The organism is Clostridia bacterium (genome assembly GCA_016887505.1).
Lineage (GTDB): Bacteria > Bacillota > TC1 > TC1 > UBA5767 > UBA5767.
The window spans coordinates 2290926-2307536 of sequence record CP069393.1 but is presented as its reverse complement, the minus strand read 5'-3'; the positions used below and the strand labels follow the sequence as shown (position 1 = coordinate 2307536).

The 16611-nt window shown below is 46.5% G+C and carries 8 protein-coding genes; 3 read left to right on the top strand and 5 right to left on the bottom strand.

Annotated elements, in window-relative coordinates; translation table 11 throughout:
• Positions 1 to 45 precede the first annotated feature (45 nt).
• The gene (gene trpB, locus JR334_10965) at positions 46 to 1275 is read left to right on the top strand and encodes a tryptophan synthase subunit beta (protein QRN85452.1); all 1230 of its coding nucleotides are present in this window, start codon (positions 46 to 48) and stop codon (positions 1273 to 1275) included.
• A 223-nt stretch (positions 1276 to 1498) separates the two neighbouring features.
• Here trpB and JR334_10960 read toward each other — a convergent pair whose 3' ends face one another.
• Positions 1499 to 2074 carry a TetR/AcrR family transcriptional regulator gene (locus tag JR334_10960; GenBank protein QRN85451.1) on the bottom strand — a complete coding sequence of 192 codons (576 nt, stop codon included), beginning with the start codon at positions 2072 to 2074 and terminating at the stop codon, positions 1499 to 1501.
• Positions 2075 to 2238: 164 nt separating this feature from the next.
• Here JR334_10960 and JR334_10955 point away from each other — a divergent pair, with 164 nt between their 5' ends.
• Positions 2239 to 2547, top strand: a complete 309-nt coding sequence (locus tag JR334_10955) for a hypothetical protein (protein ID QRN85450.1) — start codon at positions 2239 to 2241, stop codon at positions 2545 to 2547.
• Positions 2544 to 5051, top strand: coding sequence for an MMPL family transporter (locus tag JR334_10950; GenBank protein ID QRN85449.1), 2508 nt, complete (start codon positions 2544 to 2546; stop codon positions 5049 to 5051). The genes JR334_10955 and JR334_10950 overlap by 4 nt, the downstream gene beginning before the upstream one ends.
• 1579 nt (positions 5052 to 6630) lie before the next feature.
• Here the strand turns inward: JR334_10950 and JR334_10945 are convergent.
• The 4 genes from JR334_10945 to JR334_10930 all read right to left on the bottom strand — a co-directional run bounded on the left by JR334_10945 (position 6631) and on the right by JR334_10930 (position 16585).
• Entirely contained in the window at positions 6631 to 6762 is a 132-nt protein-coding gene (locus JR334_10945; protein QRN86923.1) for a hypothetical protein, read from the bottom strand.
• A gap of 1830 nt (positions 6763 to 8592) precedes the next feature.
• Entirely contained in the window at positions 8593 to 11289 is a 2697-nt protein-coding gene (locus tag JR334_10940) for a diguanylate cyclase (GenBank protein QRN85448.1), read from the bottom strand.
• Between the two features lie 285 nt (positions 11290 to 11574).
• Positions 11575 to 12879 carry a hypothetical protein gene (locus tag JR334_10935; GenBank protein QRN85447.1) on the bottom strand — a complete coding sequence of 435 codons (1305 nt, stop codon included), beginning with the start codon at positions 12877 to 12879 and terminating at the stop codon, positions 11575 to 11577.
• A 37-nt stretch (positions 12880 to 12916) separates the two neighbouring features.
• Positions 12917 to 16585 carry a DUF4430 domain-containing protein gene (locus tag JR334_10930; protein QRN85446.1) on the bottom strand — a complete coding sequence of 1223 codons (3669 nt, stop codon included), beginning with the start codon at positions 16583 to 16585 and terminating at the stop codon, positions 12917 to 12919.
• Positions 16586 to 16611: the final 26 nt, after the last annotated feature.

The window sequence follows — 16611 nt, the reverse complement described above, 5'->3', positions numbered from 1 at the left end:
TACCAAACACAATGAAATACCAAATACCAATAAAGGAGACAAGCAATGTTAGAAAAAAATGTGGATTTTGCTGTTTACACCAAAACAACCCCGACCAAAGACGGGTTTTTCGGCACCTACGGTGGTGCCTTTATCCCACCTCAGCTGGTAGAAGAATTTGAAAATATCGCAACTGCCTACCAGACGATTTGCAAAAGTTCTCGCTTCATTAGCGAACTAAGAAGAATCCGAAAAGAATTCCAAGGCCGTCCAACACCAGTAAGCCATTGTGAAAGACTTTCAAATTCCATCGGAAATTGCCAGATCTATCTTAAAAGAGAAGATTTGAACCATACAGGTGCACACAAACTAAACCACTGCATGGGTGAAGCACTCTTGGCCAAATACCTAGGCAAGAAAAAGATTATCGCTGAAACCGGCGCTGGACAACACGGTGTTGCTCTTGCCACAGCCGCTGCCTATTTCGGTTTAGAATGCGACATCTACATGGGTGAAGTAGATATCGCCAAACAAGCACCAAACGTAGCACGTATGAAACTGCTCGGTGCAAAAGTTGTTCCCGTTTCCCACGGTCTTAAAACCCTAAAAGAAGCGGTAGACGCAGCCTTTGAAGCCTATATGGGCGACTTCACCGATACCATCTACTGTATCGGTAGCGTGGTAGGCCCTCATCCCTTCCCAGTAATGGTAAGAGATTTCCAAGCAGTCGTAGGCATCGAAGCCAGAGAACAATTCCTAGATATGACTGGAGAACTACCGGATGCTGTTGTAGCCTGCGTAGGTGGTGGTTCCAATGCAGCTGGAATCATGTCTGGATTCTTTAACGACCCCGTTAAACTTTACGGTGTTGAGCCCATGGGCAGAGGAACAAAACTCGGCGAACACGCTGCTAGTTTGACCTTCGGTTCCGAAGGCGTAATGCATGGATTCAATTCCATCATGCTAAAAGACGACAAAGGTGAGCCGGCTCCCGTGCATTCCATCGCCAGTGGTCTAGACTATCCTTCTGTTGGCCCAGAACACGCCTACCTAAGAGATATCGGCCGCGTGGAATACAAGTCCGCTACAGACGACGAAGCCATCGATGCTTTTTCCACCCTATCTAAAATGGAAGGCATCATCCCTGCACTAGAAAGTGCACACGCTGTCGCCTATGCCATGAAACTCGCCAAAGAAATGGAAACAGGTTCCATCCTGATCAACCTTTCCGGCCGCGGAGACAAAGACCTAGAGTATGTAATTGAACATTACGGAGAACGCTTAGGCCTGAAGTAGTCCAGTCGATAATGAAAAGAAAAGTAATATCGATACAATGAAGTAACGTAAAGAACAGCCCTAGAATGACTCGTCATTCCGGGGCTGTTCCTTTTTTTAATAACAAGGCTGGCAACGCAAGGCTTTCTGTTTGCTTTCACAATAGCAAACAAGATCCGTACGGCCCCACACCTCTAATTTCTAACCTTAGGACAAGATACTCAAGGCACGTATCTGAAACTCCCTAGAAACAGCCAGAAAGACTATCAGCCTGGTTTCTAAGAACAGCGCCCTGGAACTGGTCATTCACAATGGTGCTGAAATACTCCACCACTTGTTCTGGGGTTTCTTCTAGTTCTCCTAGAACCCAGCTTTCCAACAATCCAACCATGGCCACCGTATAATACTGCGCTAGAAATTCCATATACTTCTTGGATTCCACAGGCAATTCATGGCCCATCACAAAGACCGCTTTTGAAATAACATCCGAAAAGAACTGTTTCAAATAGACCCGCCCCATCGATTCAAGAGCGCACAGACAGACTGCTCGATTGCTTTCAATATATTGAAACAACTGCAGCAAGGATTCCTGCCAAAAGAGCAAATTTTCCGTTTGCTGCAAGAGGAGCTCCGTGTCCTTACGAAACATCCATTTCACCAAATCGAAGATATCCTCAAAATGGTAATAAAAGGTCTGCCGATTGAATCCACTCTCTTCACAGATTTCCCGTATGGATATTTTATTTAAAGCTTTTATCGCCATGATGCTTTTTAGCGAATCCGCAAGCAATTTCTTAGTTTGTTGTGTCTTTTTATCCAAAGTTATCTACTCACCCTTCTAAAAAAATATAGCACAAACATACAAAAAATGATACTGCTGTACAATCTACCCCAACTTGTCTAGTTTCTAGACAAATTGGGGTAGATTGTCTATGGAGCTTTTCTGGCGACAGTTTTATAATCCAAACCATCGGAGGTATAACAATGGAAACAAATCGTAAAACAACATATGCAATATCCATCCATAGCGCCCTAGGACCTAAAAAGGGAATTCTTTGCCTAGATATTCAAGAACATGATTTATCTGGAAAACTGAGTATTCTTGGTTTCACCACCACCTTCTCGGGTGGTAAAGCCAGCCACAACAACTATATCTTTCCTTGCACCCTAAAAACCGCTACGGGAATCATCGCAGGCAACATCCACCTTTTAGAAGAAGAAGGCACACTTCACGGTATGGCAGAAACAGCCAAGGGATGTCTAGCCATCACAGGAAAGAGGTGTGATTCGTGAGCAAGAAAAACAAAAACTACGAAAACAAAACCAGCGCCCTAGAAAAAGTATCTGCCATTATTGTAGACAAACGCAAAGCCTTTTACCTCCTATATGGTATCTTGGCCATTTTTTGTGCTTTTTCCATGAACTGGGTTGCAGTAGACAATGACTTAACTGACTATCTGCCAGAAGATGCAGAAACCAGAATCGGGCTCAGCATCATGGAAGATGAATTCACCACCTTTGGCACAGCCGACATCATGGTCGACAACATCTCCTATGAACAGGCAGAGGATATCGCCCGTCAAATTGAAGAAACACCCGGCGTAAGCTCGGTAGAGTTTGAAGAGGAAGACGACCAGTATCTCGATGCTTCCGCCCTCTTTCGTGTGGTGTTCGACGGTGAAGAAACCGACCAGGTAAGTCTTGACGCTATGAATAGCATCAAGGAAGACTTATCTGGCTATGACCTATATATCGATAGCGCTGTTGGAGAATCAAGAGCTGAATCCATCGCGGCTGAAATGAAAGTCGTTATGGGCATCGCCATTTTCATTATTTTGGCAGTCCTTTTGTTTACCTCCCATACCTATGCTGAGATTCCAGTACTCCTTATTACCTTCGCCATAGCCGCCCTGCTCAATATGGGAACCAACTTTCTGTTTGGCACCATTTCCTTTGTATCGGATTCGGTAGCAGTAGTCTTGCAGCTGGCCCTTGCCATCGACTACGCCATCATTCTTTGCCACCGCTACACGGAAGAGCGAAAAAAAGCAGAACCTAGACAAGCAGTCATCATTGCACTTAGTAAGGCCATCCCGGAAATATGCGGCAGCAGCTTGACCACCCTGATGGGACTGGTAGCCATGACCTTTATGCAATTTCGAATCGGCTACGATATGGGAATCGTACTGATGAAGGCCATCGTCCTTAGCTTGCTGTGTGTCTTCACCCTGATGCCCGGACTCTTACTTTCTTTTAGCAAGCTCATTGACAAAACGCACCATAAAAACTTCGTGCCGACCATCAATGTCTGGGGACATATGGCCGTAAAGACTCGTTTCGTCATGTTGCCTGTTTTCATCGTACTGGTAATCGCATCCTTCATTTTTGCGAATAAATGTCCCTATGTCTATGGATATAGCACCTTAAGTACCGTAAAACAAAATGATGCCCAGATTGCTGAGAAAAAGATTAGCGATACCTTCGGAACCACCAATACCCTCGCCATGATGGTACCTTCCGGAGACTACGATACGGAAAAGCAATTGTTGCAAAAAATTGAAGCGCTAGACCAAATTGATTCGGTCCAAGGACTTTCCTCCATTGAAGCCATGGACGACTACATCCTGACCGACAAGCTTACGCCCCGCCAGTTCTCAGAACTGACTGACCTGGATATTGAGGCAGCACGACTCTTGTATTCTGCCTATGCCGTGGACGATGAAACCTATGGCAAGCTAGTCAGTGGGATTGATTCCTATGGCGTACCGCTAATCGATATCTTCATGTTTGTCTATGACCAGGTTCAATTAGGCTATGTAACCTTAGATGCCGATTTAAACCAAGACCTAGAAGACATCCATGAAAAACTAACCGATGCTAGATTACAACTAGAAGGAGAAAACTATAGTCGGTTTGTACTTAAACTAAATCTACCAGAAGAAAGTGAGGAAACCTTCGCTTTTCTAGACACGCTCCACGAAATAGGAGGAGAATACTACGACTACGATAGCGTCTATGTAGTGGGTGAATCCACTAGTGATGCCGACCTAGCCTCTTCCTTTAAAAACGATAACATCCTTATCAGCATCTTATCGGCAGTATTCGTGATGTTGGTACTCCTATTCACCTTCCAGTCGGCCGGTCTTCCGGTTCTTCTGATTGTGGTGATTCAAAGCAGTATTTGGCTTAACTTCTCCATACCATATCTGCAACAGGAGAACCTGTTTTTCATGAGTTATTTGGTGGTCAGCGCCATCCAGATGGGGGCCAACATTGACTACGCCATCGTAATCACCAACCGCTATACGCAGTTGAAAAAAGAGATGCCCATCAAGGAGGCCATTGTGGAGGCTCTCAACCAAGGCTTCCCGACCATCATCACATCGGGTACCATGCTGGCGTCAGCAGGACTCTTGATCGGACGTTTGTCTTCCGATCCTGCCATCGCGTCTATTGGAACCTGCCTAGGTCGAGGAACCATCATCTCCATCTTGCAGGTCATGGGGATACTTCCTCAAATACTGCTGGTCGGAGACTTGCTGATTGAAAAAACAGCCTTCACCTTGAAAAAAGCCCCCCTCAGGCAGACTCGCTATGGAAGCATGCGGGTCACAGGACATGTACGAGGCTATGTTTCCGGTATGGTGGATGCAGACTTTTCCGGTACGGTTTACGGTTCCCTCAATGCTTTAGTAGAAGCCGGGTCCCTGGAAAATCTAGATACAACTATCCCAGTCGATCATCAACTACCCCTTGGAGAGGAGGTACAACCCGATGTCAAACAAGATAAACAATAAATTTACCAGTATTCTATTGCTCCTAGCCATGGTTTTGACCTTCCTACCCTTGGCTCCTGCTAGTGCTGCAGACCCAGACTACATCCAGATTTCTAGTGTAGAGGATTTGCTAAAATTGGCAGAAAACTGTTCGCTAGACACTTGGTCTAACGGAAAAACCATCGTCCTCATGCAGGACCTAAACCTGGAAAATAGCGATTTTCAATCCATCCCCACCTTTGGGGGAAGCTTTGAAGGAAACGGACATACCATATCTGGTTACCATCTTGACACGGCCGGTTCAAAGCAAGGATTCTTCCGCTACCTCCAGACGAATGCCACCATCAAAGACCTGAATGTCCGGGGAAGCGTCACCCCAGATGGCAGCAAGTCCATCGTAGGGGGCATTATTGGGAGCAATGCGGGCACCATCCTTAACTGTTCCTTTGATGGCATCGTACGTGGCAAGGCGTCCGTAGGTGGTATCGTCGGTAAAAACCTAGAAACTGGACTAATCAGCGGCTGTAGTACCAGCAGCAACGTCATCGCCGAAAAGGCTACCGGCGGTATCGTCGGTAAAAATCTAGGCACGGTGACCAAGTGTACCAGCCACAGCCAGGTCAACACCACCACCGTAGAAGCCACCCACAGCCTAGATGATATGGACCTAGATCCCAGCGCCATGATGGAAAAGCTGACGACACTGTCTGCACAAGAAGATGCCGATACCTCCTTACTGATGCATACCGACTCAGGCGGCATCGCAGGTTATTCAAATGGCATCATCACAGGCTGTCTCAACACGGGTACAGTGGGATATGCCCACATGGGTTACAATGTAGGCGGAATAGCCGGAAGACAAGCTGGCTACCTCTCCGGCTGCACCAACACGGGCACCCTCTATGGTCGTAAAGACGTAGGCGGTATCGTAGGACAATCGGAGCCTTACGTCATCATGAGTCTGTCGGACAACACCCTAGACCAGTTGGAAACCGAGTTAAACGTCTTCCATACGCTACTGAACGACACCTTGGATGATGCTGACGCAAGCACAGACACCGTTACGAGACAGTTGGACTTGGTTGCAGCCTACACCGATTCAGCCAAAGACCAGTCGCAGGACTTGCTGAACAAAACCCAAGACTTCGTCGATGACAATATCAGTGAGGTAAACCGAGCCAGTGCAATCCTTTCTGACACCTTAGACCAGATGGATGAGATTCTTGAAGATGCAGAAGATACCTCCTCTGCCATAACCAAGGCCCTGGAACAGATAGAAGACTATGCAAACGACATCGATGATTCTGCCTCCATGCACCATATTGAACTTGCGGCAGACGACCTAGCCTCAGCAAATGAAGAAATTAAATCTGCACTAGCAACACTGGGCAAGGCCACCCAAAGCGTATCGGATGCTTTCAACGCTAGCAATGCCCAAGAACTAGACCAGGCCATCCAAGAAGCGGTCATTGCGCTTGCTGGAGATGAAGAAACAATGGGTGCTCTGCAACAAATAGCCGAGGCGCAGCAAAAAGCCAGCACGACGCTAGAAGAGCTTAACGACAGTCTCAAGCAAACAGAAGGTTGGACAGAGCTAGACCTAGGAGAAAGTGCCCTCGAGATCTCCCAAGCCATCCTGCAGGCGAGTACTGCCTTGGGAGATATGAGTAGTACCATCAGCAACCTGGCTTCCGATATTTTGGCCAACCAAACACTCATAGACATAGATCACGACCTACTTCACCAAGCCTTTCTAGATCTAGAGCAGGCCAATGATGACTATGTAAGCGCCCTAGAGAACTTACAAAAAGCTCTTAACTATGTGGATATATCAGACGAGTTTCAAGACCTCCTAGACACCATTACGAGGGCCTCCAAGGAAGCAAGGTCCACCATCGGCGGACTGAAAGACTTAACAGAGGATCTATCCGCTGAAAAGACCATTGAATTTAGTCCCCTAAGTGAAGATTACCGAGATACCAGCAATGCGCTATATACTTCTCTTTCGGGAATCTCCAAAGAAATGGCCGATTTAAATGATTCCATATCATCGTCAAGCAAAACACTGAGTAACGACCTGCGGGCTGTGAATGACCAATTCAACGTCATCATGACCCTGGTTATCGATGCCCTGACTGATTTAACAGATAATACGGACCAAGCAGAAATTTCAGACTACATTGAAGACACCTCGAACGAAGACATAAATGGTACCAGACTCGGCAAGGTGGCCAACAGTAAAAATAGCGGCAACATCGAGGCAGACCGCAATGTAGGCGGTATCATTGGCAGCATGTCCATTGAAATCGATTTGGATCCAGAAGATGACGTCATAGACCTTGGCTCAATCAATGCAACCTATGAAACCAAGTCCGTCCTTGCGGATTGCATCAACCATGGGGAAATAACCGGCAAGAAGGACTGCATAGGGGGCATCGTAGGGCGCATGGATTTGGGTACTGTCATTGGATGTGAAAACTATGCATCCACTTCCAGCACAAATGGAGACTATGTCGGGGGAGTCGCCGGCTACTCCACGGGCCACATCCGCGAGAGTTTCGCCAAGTGTAGCCTAGAAGGAGAAAGCTATATAGGCGGTATCGTCGGTAGGGGAACCAAGATACGTGATTGCTACGGTATTACAAACATCCTTTCCGGAGAGGAATGTCTCGGCGCCATTGCTGGGGACATCGAACAAGACAACAGCCTTGTTCGCAATAACTACTATGTAAGTCAGGGGATTGCTGGCATCGACAGCATCAGCTATAGCGGGCTGGCCGAGCCGCTTTCCTTTGAAGAGATGCAGAAATTGGACAATATTCCTAGAGAATTTTTGGCCTTTGGCATCCACTTTATCGCAGATACCAAAACCATCTCGGTTATAAGTGTCGACTTCGGTACAAAAATAGATTCACTAAAACTTCCTGAAATTCCCGAAAAGCCTGGCTACTATAGTCGGTGGACCAACCTAGAATCAGATACGGTCACGGGAAATATTACGGCAATAGCCGAGTACCTACCCTATGTCACCGTACTTGCAAGTGAAGAAACTGAAGCCAAAAGCCAAAAGTCTCTCGCACTTGCAGAGGGAAAATTCACAGACCAAGCAAATCTCCATGTTTCTACTAGTAGTGAGGATACTTCGAGCATCACCATAAGTAGTGACTCCGTCACTACCTTGCATCTGAGTATCACCGGCAGCGACATTACCAGTGAAGACACGGTACCCATCCGGCTTTTGTATGATCCAAATAAAGATGCCGAGGTATGGGAATATTCAGAAGGAACATGGCAGATACGAGAAACGACAGCCAATGGCCAGTATCTGCTGCTTACCATGTCGGGACAAGAAGGGACCTTCTGCATCGTTTCCTCTAGTATTCACTTTAAATGGAAAGAGCTCATTGGGTTTTTCGCTGTTTGCCTGCTCTTGTTTGTAACGATTCAAATTAAGCGCAGAAAAAAACGCGCGGCTTAAGCCAACAAAGATAGTCATCTTTCAGCACAGAAGAACCGTCTTGCAAGGGCAGTCAGGCCACTACAAGACGGTTTATTGTATCGCTTAATATCCACTAAATATATCTGTTGGCTGCACAACTCTTTCTGCCTTTCCCTTCAACTTGCAAAGGGCATCCACTACCTGCGCGTCATATATAGACCCCCGCAGAGTTTGCAGTTCTTCCAAAGCTAGCTCAGAAGACTTGGGGGAACTGTAGCTCCGCCCATGGGTCAATACGTCATAGGTATCTGCTACCGCAATGATTCTGGAAAACAGCGGTATCTCCTCCCCATGTAGTCCATAGGGGTAGCCAGATCCATCCATTCGCTCATGATGGGCCAATACGAAACGAGCCACATGAGATACTTCCGGCACAGATTGGCAAATCCGGTAACCCGCCTCAGAATGCTGCTTCAAGGTTTCCCATTCACGGTCTGTCAGGCGAGAGGGTTTTTGCAAGATATCGTCTGCCACGATTACCATACCCACATCGTGCAAGCGAGCAGCCAAGGACAGATCATTCACCTCATTGGAGGTCAGACAAAGCTCAACCCCAATATCATGGGCCAATGACTCAAGCCGAGCACAGTGCTTCTTGGTTTCATGGGATTTTTGACTCAAGCTTTCCAACAAAGAAGTAATAATGGAACTGCGCATACTATTTTTCTCGAGTAGCTTCTTATGGTACATGCGCTGCTCTGCTTCAGCCAATACGTCATATATGTTCTGGAATTCTTCATCCTTGGTGGCAGTCCCAATGGAAATTGACAGTCCCAAATTCATAAATCGTTGCTTCTGGGCACTCTGGATTAGGCGCTCTGAGATTTCTTCGGCTGCTTCTTTCGAAGTCCGGGGAAGCAAAAGAATGAATTCATCCCCGCCCCATCTAGCTAAGATATCTTCTTGACGGCATTCCTTGCGCAACAGCTCCGCAATGCTTTTCAGGAGTTCATCCCCTTTTTGGTGTCCATATATATCATTGGTCAACTTAAGGCCATTCACGTCCCCCATAATAATGGATAAGGGCAACTGTCTGGGTGCATTCAATCGATCTATTTCTTTTTCAAAGAAATTACGGTTATATAGGCCGGTAAGAGAATCATGGAAACTCAAATGCTCAATTTCCTTAATGCGGCGCTTCTGCATGGATATATCTCGAAATACCAACACGATGCCCGCAAGCTTACCGGAAACATCTCGAACTGGTGAGGCACTGTCAGAAACAAACATTTCGACACCTCGTTTGTTTAGCAACCTTACACGTTCACTACTCTTTTCTACTTCTAGCGATTGCCGCACCCTACTTACAGGACCTTCTACCCGCTCCTTACTGCTTTCATCTACCAAGCGGTACACTTCCGGCACCAAGCGGCCAATCGCTTGCTCCCGGTTCCATCCGGTAAGAGATTCCGCTACCCGATTCATCTCTACGATTCTACCCGCGATATCGGCAGAAATTACTCCATCTCCAATAGAACTAAGAGCAACAGCCAAACGTTCTTTTTCCAGTTGCATCGCTACCTGCAACTTCTTCTGTGAAGTACGGTCATAGAAGATGGTCGCCACTTGGGTATCTCCAACAGGAAAAACGGATATATGAAAATTCTTATTTAACTTTTTATCAAATTGCTCAAACTGAAGTGATCTGCGAGTACGCATCACTTGAGTAAATTCTTGCAAATATGGTGCTGGGGTCTGTCCATAAAATTCGGATCCCTTACGACCATACAATAGTTGTCTACCACAACCTATTTGCTCAAAAAATGCCCGGTTCACATCCAAGAAACGGTAGTCCATCACTTTTTTCGACTCATCTAGAATCAAATCGTAGGTCGCCACGCCTTCTTCCAAATGAGAATAGAGCTTTTTCATACCATCGTTTTTTCGGGCAAGACGCCTGGATATCTGTTTTTGTTCAACAATATCCCACACTGTTGCCAGTAGGGAAGAAAGAATGTCTATGCGTTCCTCAGAAATAGGGGACTCACAATCCGCAAGCAGCAAACAGGCTTTCACCTCTTCTTCTTGCAAGATGGGTAGGAGGAGTAGATTGTTTACTTGCAACTCGCTAGCACCGACGAGTCCTCTTTGTTTCAAGAAATCCTCCAAACAAGGTATCGTCAGGGGCAACATTGTCTCCTTGACATAGCTCCATAAATCAATGCTATCTTCAAATCGAAGTGCGCACCAATCTTCGCCATTCCACTTTTCCTGGCCATAGTATTGGAACTGGGTATAGCAGTCGGATTCCTGTTCAAACACCCGCAGGCATCCACTCTTATATCCATATATTGCCATCAGTTCACGTAAGATATAGTGATAAAACTGATTGGAGTCCTTGGCATCTTTCTCCAGTATTCTAGATATTAGTTGGAAACTGTCAATCGAGCGCTCAATATGTTCTGCTTCTTTTTTAGTCGGTACAAACAAGGCAACTATTTCGCCTTCAAAGCACTGCATACGCAGCATACAGGAAATCACCTCTCCGGCCGACGTTTGTAGGTCTACCAGAAGTGCTTCGCTCGTTTCGCCTTCCGCCAAATGCTTCGCAGATTTCAATATCAAATCCAGCTGTTGGGGCATCACAAAATCCCCAATCGAACGATTATTGCATTCAATAGGAAGATATCCTAACTGTTCTAGTAGGGACTCATTTGCAGAGCAAATAACCCCATCTGGGGAAATTTTGCACATCATTTGGAAGGTTATTTCAAAAAGATTGGGACCGGAATTGCTGTATACTCTATCCTGTATCGTCATCGAGTCCTCCTCAATGCTACCGTTAAATCAAAGTATAATATCACACTTAAATATATTGCATAATCTGCTGATTGTCAAACCTCTTCCAGAAGCTTTTTACGATTCAAGATAATAATTAAGCTCTAGGCAAGATAAGGCACCTAAAAACGTCTTTTCGTCCCTTTCTAGCCTAACATTCAACGTACTCTACCCAAAAGAAAACCAGGGGAGGGCTTTGCCTTCCCCTGGTTTTCTTTTGTTTACTCTTCTGTCTATTCTTCTCTTTACTAGACGGTTATCCGGTCCCTATTCAACCGTCACCCTAGTCTCATATCCCTTAGTGTAGTTCACCTGTTTGCCAAAGCTCTCCGCTATATAGCGCACCGGCACCAGCGTCCGTGCCTGGCGTATGACGGGCGTGCCCAAACCTGGAATTTCTTGGCCAACCACCAGCTTCAGGTCTTTCCCTGCAGAGCTCATATATACGGTCTTGCTCTTTGAATCCCACGTAACCTTGGCTCCCAAACTTGAAGCCACAAATGAAACCGGCACCATCATCCTGCCGTCGATCAACTGAGGAGCCACGTCTGCTGCTACGCTTTCTCCATTTACATACAGTGCCGTTTCATTAGTAGCTCTATCCCCTAAATTCATACCGAATGGCTTGCCAGACATAGCTAGTAAACCATAGGAAGTCATCATCACCGTACTGGCATCATCGTCTTCACGCCAGTTGAACCAACCTCTGCTGTCTTGCAACGTAGTCATATGGTCTAGCATATCCCGGTCTTTCACGCTGAAGTCTGCACTTGTTCGCACATCCACACCAACCGCTAAAAGACCCATGGCAGCCCAGGCATCACTCGCCGTATTCTCGCCAACATTCTTAAGATCCATACCGCTATTGTCGCCGATCTGCTTTTTGAGATAATTTTTGGCATTTTGCACTTCCTTATCTGACGATTCCCTAAGTCCACAAAAGCCCAAAGCACTCAGGGCCACACCCGTAGAATCCGGGTCACTTGAACCGCCGCTAATCCATCCAAAACCACCGTCTGCATTCTGACGGTCTAATAGCCAATCCACCGCGGCATCGGGTACCAGGCGTCCTTGCGATTTTAACGCCATCATACTCCAGGCCTGCGCGTTAAGCATCTTTTCTTCACCCGTAACACCGTAATGTCCCTTTTGGTAGCGAGACTCCAGTTCAGAAATAACCTGTGCTCGTTTCGTGCCCAAAGAACCTACCGCCACTAGGTAACGTGCTAAATCTAAGGTAGCTTCTTGTTTCAAATCACTAGACAGAGACTTATCCAAATAACGACTTAAAAGCAAGTTCTCTTCATGGTGGTCTGCTTCATCATAGGAACGTAGCGCCATCAGGGCAAAGGAACTCGGACTCACAGCCGAATCTTGGTTCAAGGCTGCCGGTAAACCGCCATCTGCATTCTGCGCAAGCAATAAATAATCTGTTGCCTTATCCAATCTGTAAGAATAATCTACGGCATAATCGGATGCCATGACCGGAAGTGCCAACACCAGGCTGGCACTAAGAATCAGTACCAGCGCACAAGGTAAGCGCCAAATACTTTTTTTTCTTCGATCTTTCATACGGATTCTCCTTTTTTGTGAAAACAGACCTACAACCCTATTCCAGAACCGGTCGCTCCATCATGACCTTTTTCTCTGTTGGAAGCCAAATCGACTCCACATCGAAAAATGCATTGATGTAGGACAGGGGCACAAAGGTTCTACCATCGAGCATTACTGCTTCGGTATCGAAACCTTCAATGGGTTCATCTATCACTACGCTGACACGCTCATCTGCTAGCATTACACTAGCTTGTTGCAATTCTGCGTCCCAACCGACCCAGGCTCCAAAGGCATTCGCCAAAAATCTAAGCGGCACCATAGTTCTACCATCCTGGATAAAAGGTGCTACGTCCATACTCTTTTGTTCACCATTATGGGTGAATTCCTTTTCACCAATCGCAATGGTCAACTCATTGGTCTTGTAGTAGCTTGCTACTGAGTAATCACTAAAATGATTTAGCATTATGGTTTTTTGCTCATCTAGGTAGGGAACAAAAGAAATCTGCACCGTACCCATTTGACCATCTTCTACCATCAAGCCTACCAAGTCTCCAAGGCCTGCCGTTCCAAGCACCTTCAAGCTTGCCGGTTTACTCAAATAGCCTAGTGGTTCAAAATCCTCACCGTCTCCTATTTCAAACGTAAATGAAAGCAAGGGATAGTTGGCAGAAAAGATTCCCTTTTGGGCTTTCAACTGTTTTCCCAAGGTCTCTTGTGTGTCATCTGCCGCCGCACGAACCCAGAACCGAACTACTTCTTTGTCTCCAAACAGTTCCACCGGCAAGATCAACTCAAAGTCATCTCCCGATAAAACTATCTTGGTCGCATCTCCTACTTGTTCGCGTCTTAGAATTCTTCCGCCTTCGCAGTCTTCTATCCTCGCTTCTGCGCCTTCAAGAAGAACCTCCGCTTCCTCATATTCAACGTCCTCATCGTCATCTGAATCTATTTCATCGAGCGCACTCAAATCATCTGAATAGAACCATTCCAAGACATCACTATTATCCAAATCAAAGCTATCTGCTGCTTCCATGGGGATGGTCCCGTTCACCTTGAACATCCAGCCATTCTGCCCTAGGTTCGATTCATCTTCGATGCGCTTAACAAAGCCACCCGATGCCGAATAGGATAATCCCGTCTTGGCTAAAGCACCAAGAGGCGTTTCTCCATACTTATCTGATGATGCTAGGCTCACTGTGCCACTATACAGGCGACCATCCTGTCCGTTCACTTTAACAGAAACGCGGATACCATCATTGTCATCATCCGTATCTTTTTTACTAACCTCAACTTGGGCCGGTATTGTCCGGATAAGGCCATTGTCAGGATCTGGCCAATTCGCCGTATTGTCCTTGTCTGCCGCCACAAAGTAAGTACCCCGGTCAGTCAAACTTAGACTTAGCTTGCCATCTTCATCGGTCAGACCAGCAATACTAGGTGTTTCTCTATCGCTGCTGGTGTAGTAGATTACTTCCGCACCTTCTACCGGTAGGTCACTTGCTGTAACCAAGACCTCCACGGTTTTTCCTTCATAGATGCTATCATCGGATACTGATATTTCACCTTGTCGGGTACTCGTATTGCCAGAAAAAATCAAGCTGTCTCCATCACTGTATCCGTCTGCCTGCCATGGTTCCACCATCCAGTACAAGCCTGATTCGCTTTCCCCTTCAATGCTCTTAATCGATAGTCCTTCCACCACAATATTTCTATCTGGTGCAGCACTTGCCCAAGCCTCTAATACCCCAACATAGTCAACGCCAGCCTCAATAATCACGGTTTCCCCTGGCTCAATGGTATAGTTCGGACTCTCAATTCTAACTTCAACTGCGTCACCTACTAGTAGTTCCACAGGCATAGTACGGGCAATACCAGGTGTTGATTCTGCAGCAGGCTTAGAGGCCGCCACCCAATACCTTCCTTTGCTCGGTATTGAAAAATCAAGTTCCCCACTCTCGTCGGTTAACCCTACGGTCCATGGCGTCTCGCTGTGTGCTTCGTCATAGTAAACAAGCTCTGCTACAGCAACCGGTTCTGAAAGTGCATCTTGTACGGTAGCCGTGACTAGCTTTCCAGGTAGAGCTTGTGATGCATCTAATTCAATTTCAGCACTTCGAACACTGGAGTTACCGGAAAGAACCAATCGATCGCCGTCATGGTAACTCTCGCGTTCATCTACTGGAACCCACAATGCTAAGCCCGCATCTGCACTCACACCGACTGGTGAAATGCCGTCGACAAGAATGATATTTCCAAATTCATCAAAAGAAACTTCATGACCATACTGGTCTGCCCAAAGAGAAATAACCTCTTGGTAACTGGCAGCATCCTGGATATCTACTTCTACGAATGGCTGCAGCGTATAGTCTGGAGCCTCTACCCGCACCCATACCGAAACAGGAGACAGCTCGATTTCATCGCTGTATCCTTCCGGACTCTCCACCTGAAGCCGGCCACTTAGTAAACTATCCCTAGTAAACCAAGCCGTAGTCAGGTCCTTATCAACATGCCCCAAGGCAGGAGATTCCACCAGATAGTCTGAATCTACCGTAAGATCAATAACTTCACCAGATAGGGTATCACCTGAAGCCCTTAGATAAACCGACTCGCCTACAGCGAGTTCTTCCAAGCTTACACTGCCAACCGTATCTAGTTGAATATTCATCTCGACAGTATCATCAACATATGCTCCAACAGCAAGTAGACCTCGCAAGGCGGTCTCAACCTGTTGCATATTTCCCAAATCCGCCGGAGATTGGGTATTCAAAAAGTGTAAAGGATTTGCCCCATTTTCCAGAGTCAATTCCCCTTCAACCCGATCTATAATTTCACTACTTGAAAAGCCAAGCACATCCAAGGTAGCCAGATATTCTCCTGTGTCTATGACCGGGATGTCCCAATCTCCACCTTTTAAACTGCCATCCGTTTGCAAGTAGGGTACATTGACCGTTTCATCCTCTTTGGTAACCTGGTAATAACCTTGTTCCATCCAAAGAAGGGCTCTATCCAAAGCATCATCAGCACGATCTACCAATGAAGTATATTGGTCATAATCCAATAAGGAGCCATAAACATACAGAATGCGCAGAGCCTGGGCTGTCATCTTATAGTCTGTACCGTATCCAGCGCCAAAGCCTTGTTCTCCATCCGCAATCGCAAGAGAAAGAACATATTCCACAATAGACGCCATTTCGCCTTGACTGAGTGATACCCTCTCATGCCAATCGGTCATGGCCAAACGATCAAGGCAATCCATGTTTCCCCATTGACCGTAAGCACCAGGATAGAAAAATCCTGCCTGGGATCCATCTTCATCATAGCCAACATCAAAGTTTTCTTTCAACTGCGCTGCTAGGGCATCCAGATCCTGGTAGGCCGGATTATCGATTAGAAACTGGGCCATATACTGGTTTGCCAGTTCCTTGGAATTCTCCGCCGTCATATCATAGGCAGCCTCAGCCACACTAAGATCCTCATGCGACCACTTTCCTACCTCAACATCTGCAAAATACAATCCGAGCACCGAGCCTAGGTCGAATCCCCCAATATCTGCGAAGGATACTACACCGGTTTCGCTATGCGAATTGAATAATTCCTCGGCGAACTGCTGGGCACTTGCATCATAGCTCGTATCCCGGGTGCCTGCTAGCGCAGCCCCAGGTACTGAAGTCATTCCCAGTAAGATACAAAGCAGAACTGCCAACCATTTTCTTCCTCTTATCATAAACGTACTCCTTCCAAATGATGTTC

Bases quoted from the DNA above. Each gene is read 5' to 3' on its own strand.
- JR334_10940 (QRN85448.1), bottom strand. From the start codon at position 11,289: ATGACGATACAGGATAGAGTATACAGCAATTCCGGTCCCAATCTTTTT.
- JR334_10955 (QRN85450.1), top strand. From the start codon at position 2,239: ATGGAAACAAATCGTAAAACAACATATGCAATATCCATCCATAGCGCC.
- JR334_10930 (QRN85446.1), bottom strand. From the start codon at position 16,585: ATGATAAGAGGAAGAAAATGGTTGGCAGTTCTGCTTTGTATCTTACTG.
- trpB (QRN85452.1), top strand. From the start codon at position 46: ATGTTAGAAAAAAATGTGGATTTTGCTGTTTACACCAAAACAACCCCG.
- JR334_10935 (QRN85447.1), bottom strand. From the start codon at position 12,879: ATGAAAGATCGAAGAAAAAAAAGTATTTGGCGCTTACCTTGTGCGCTG.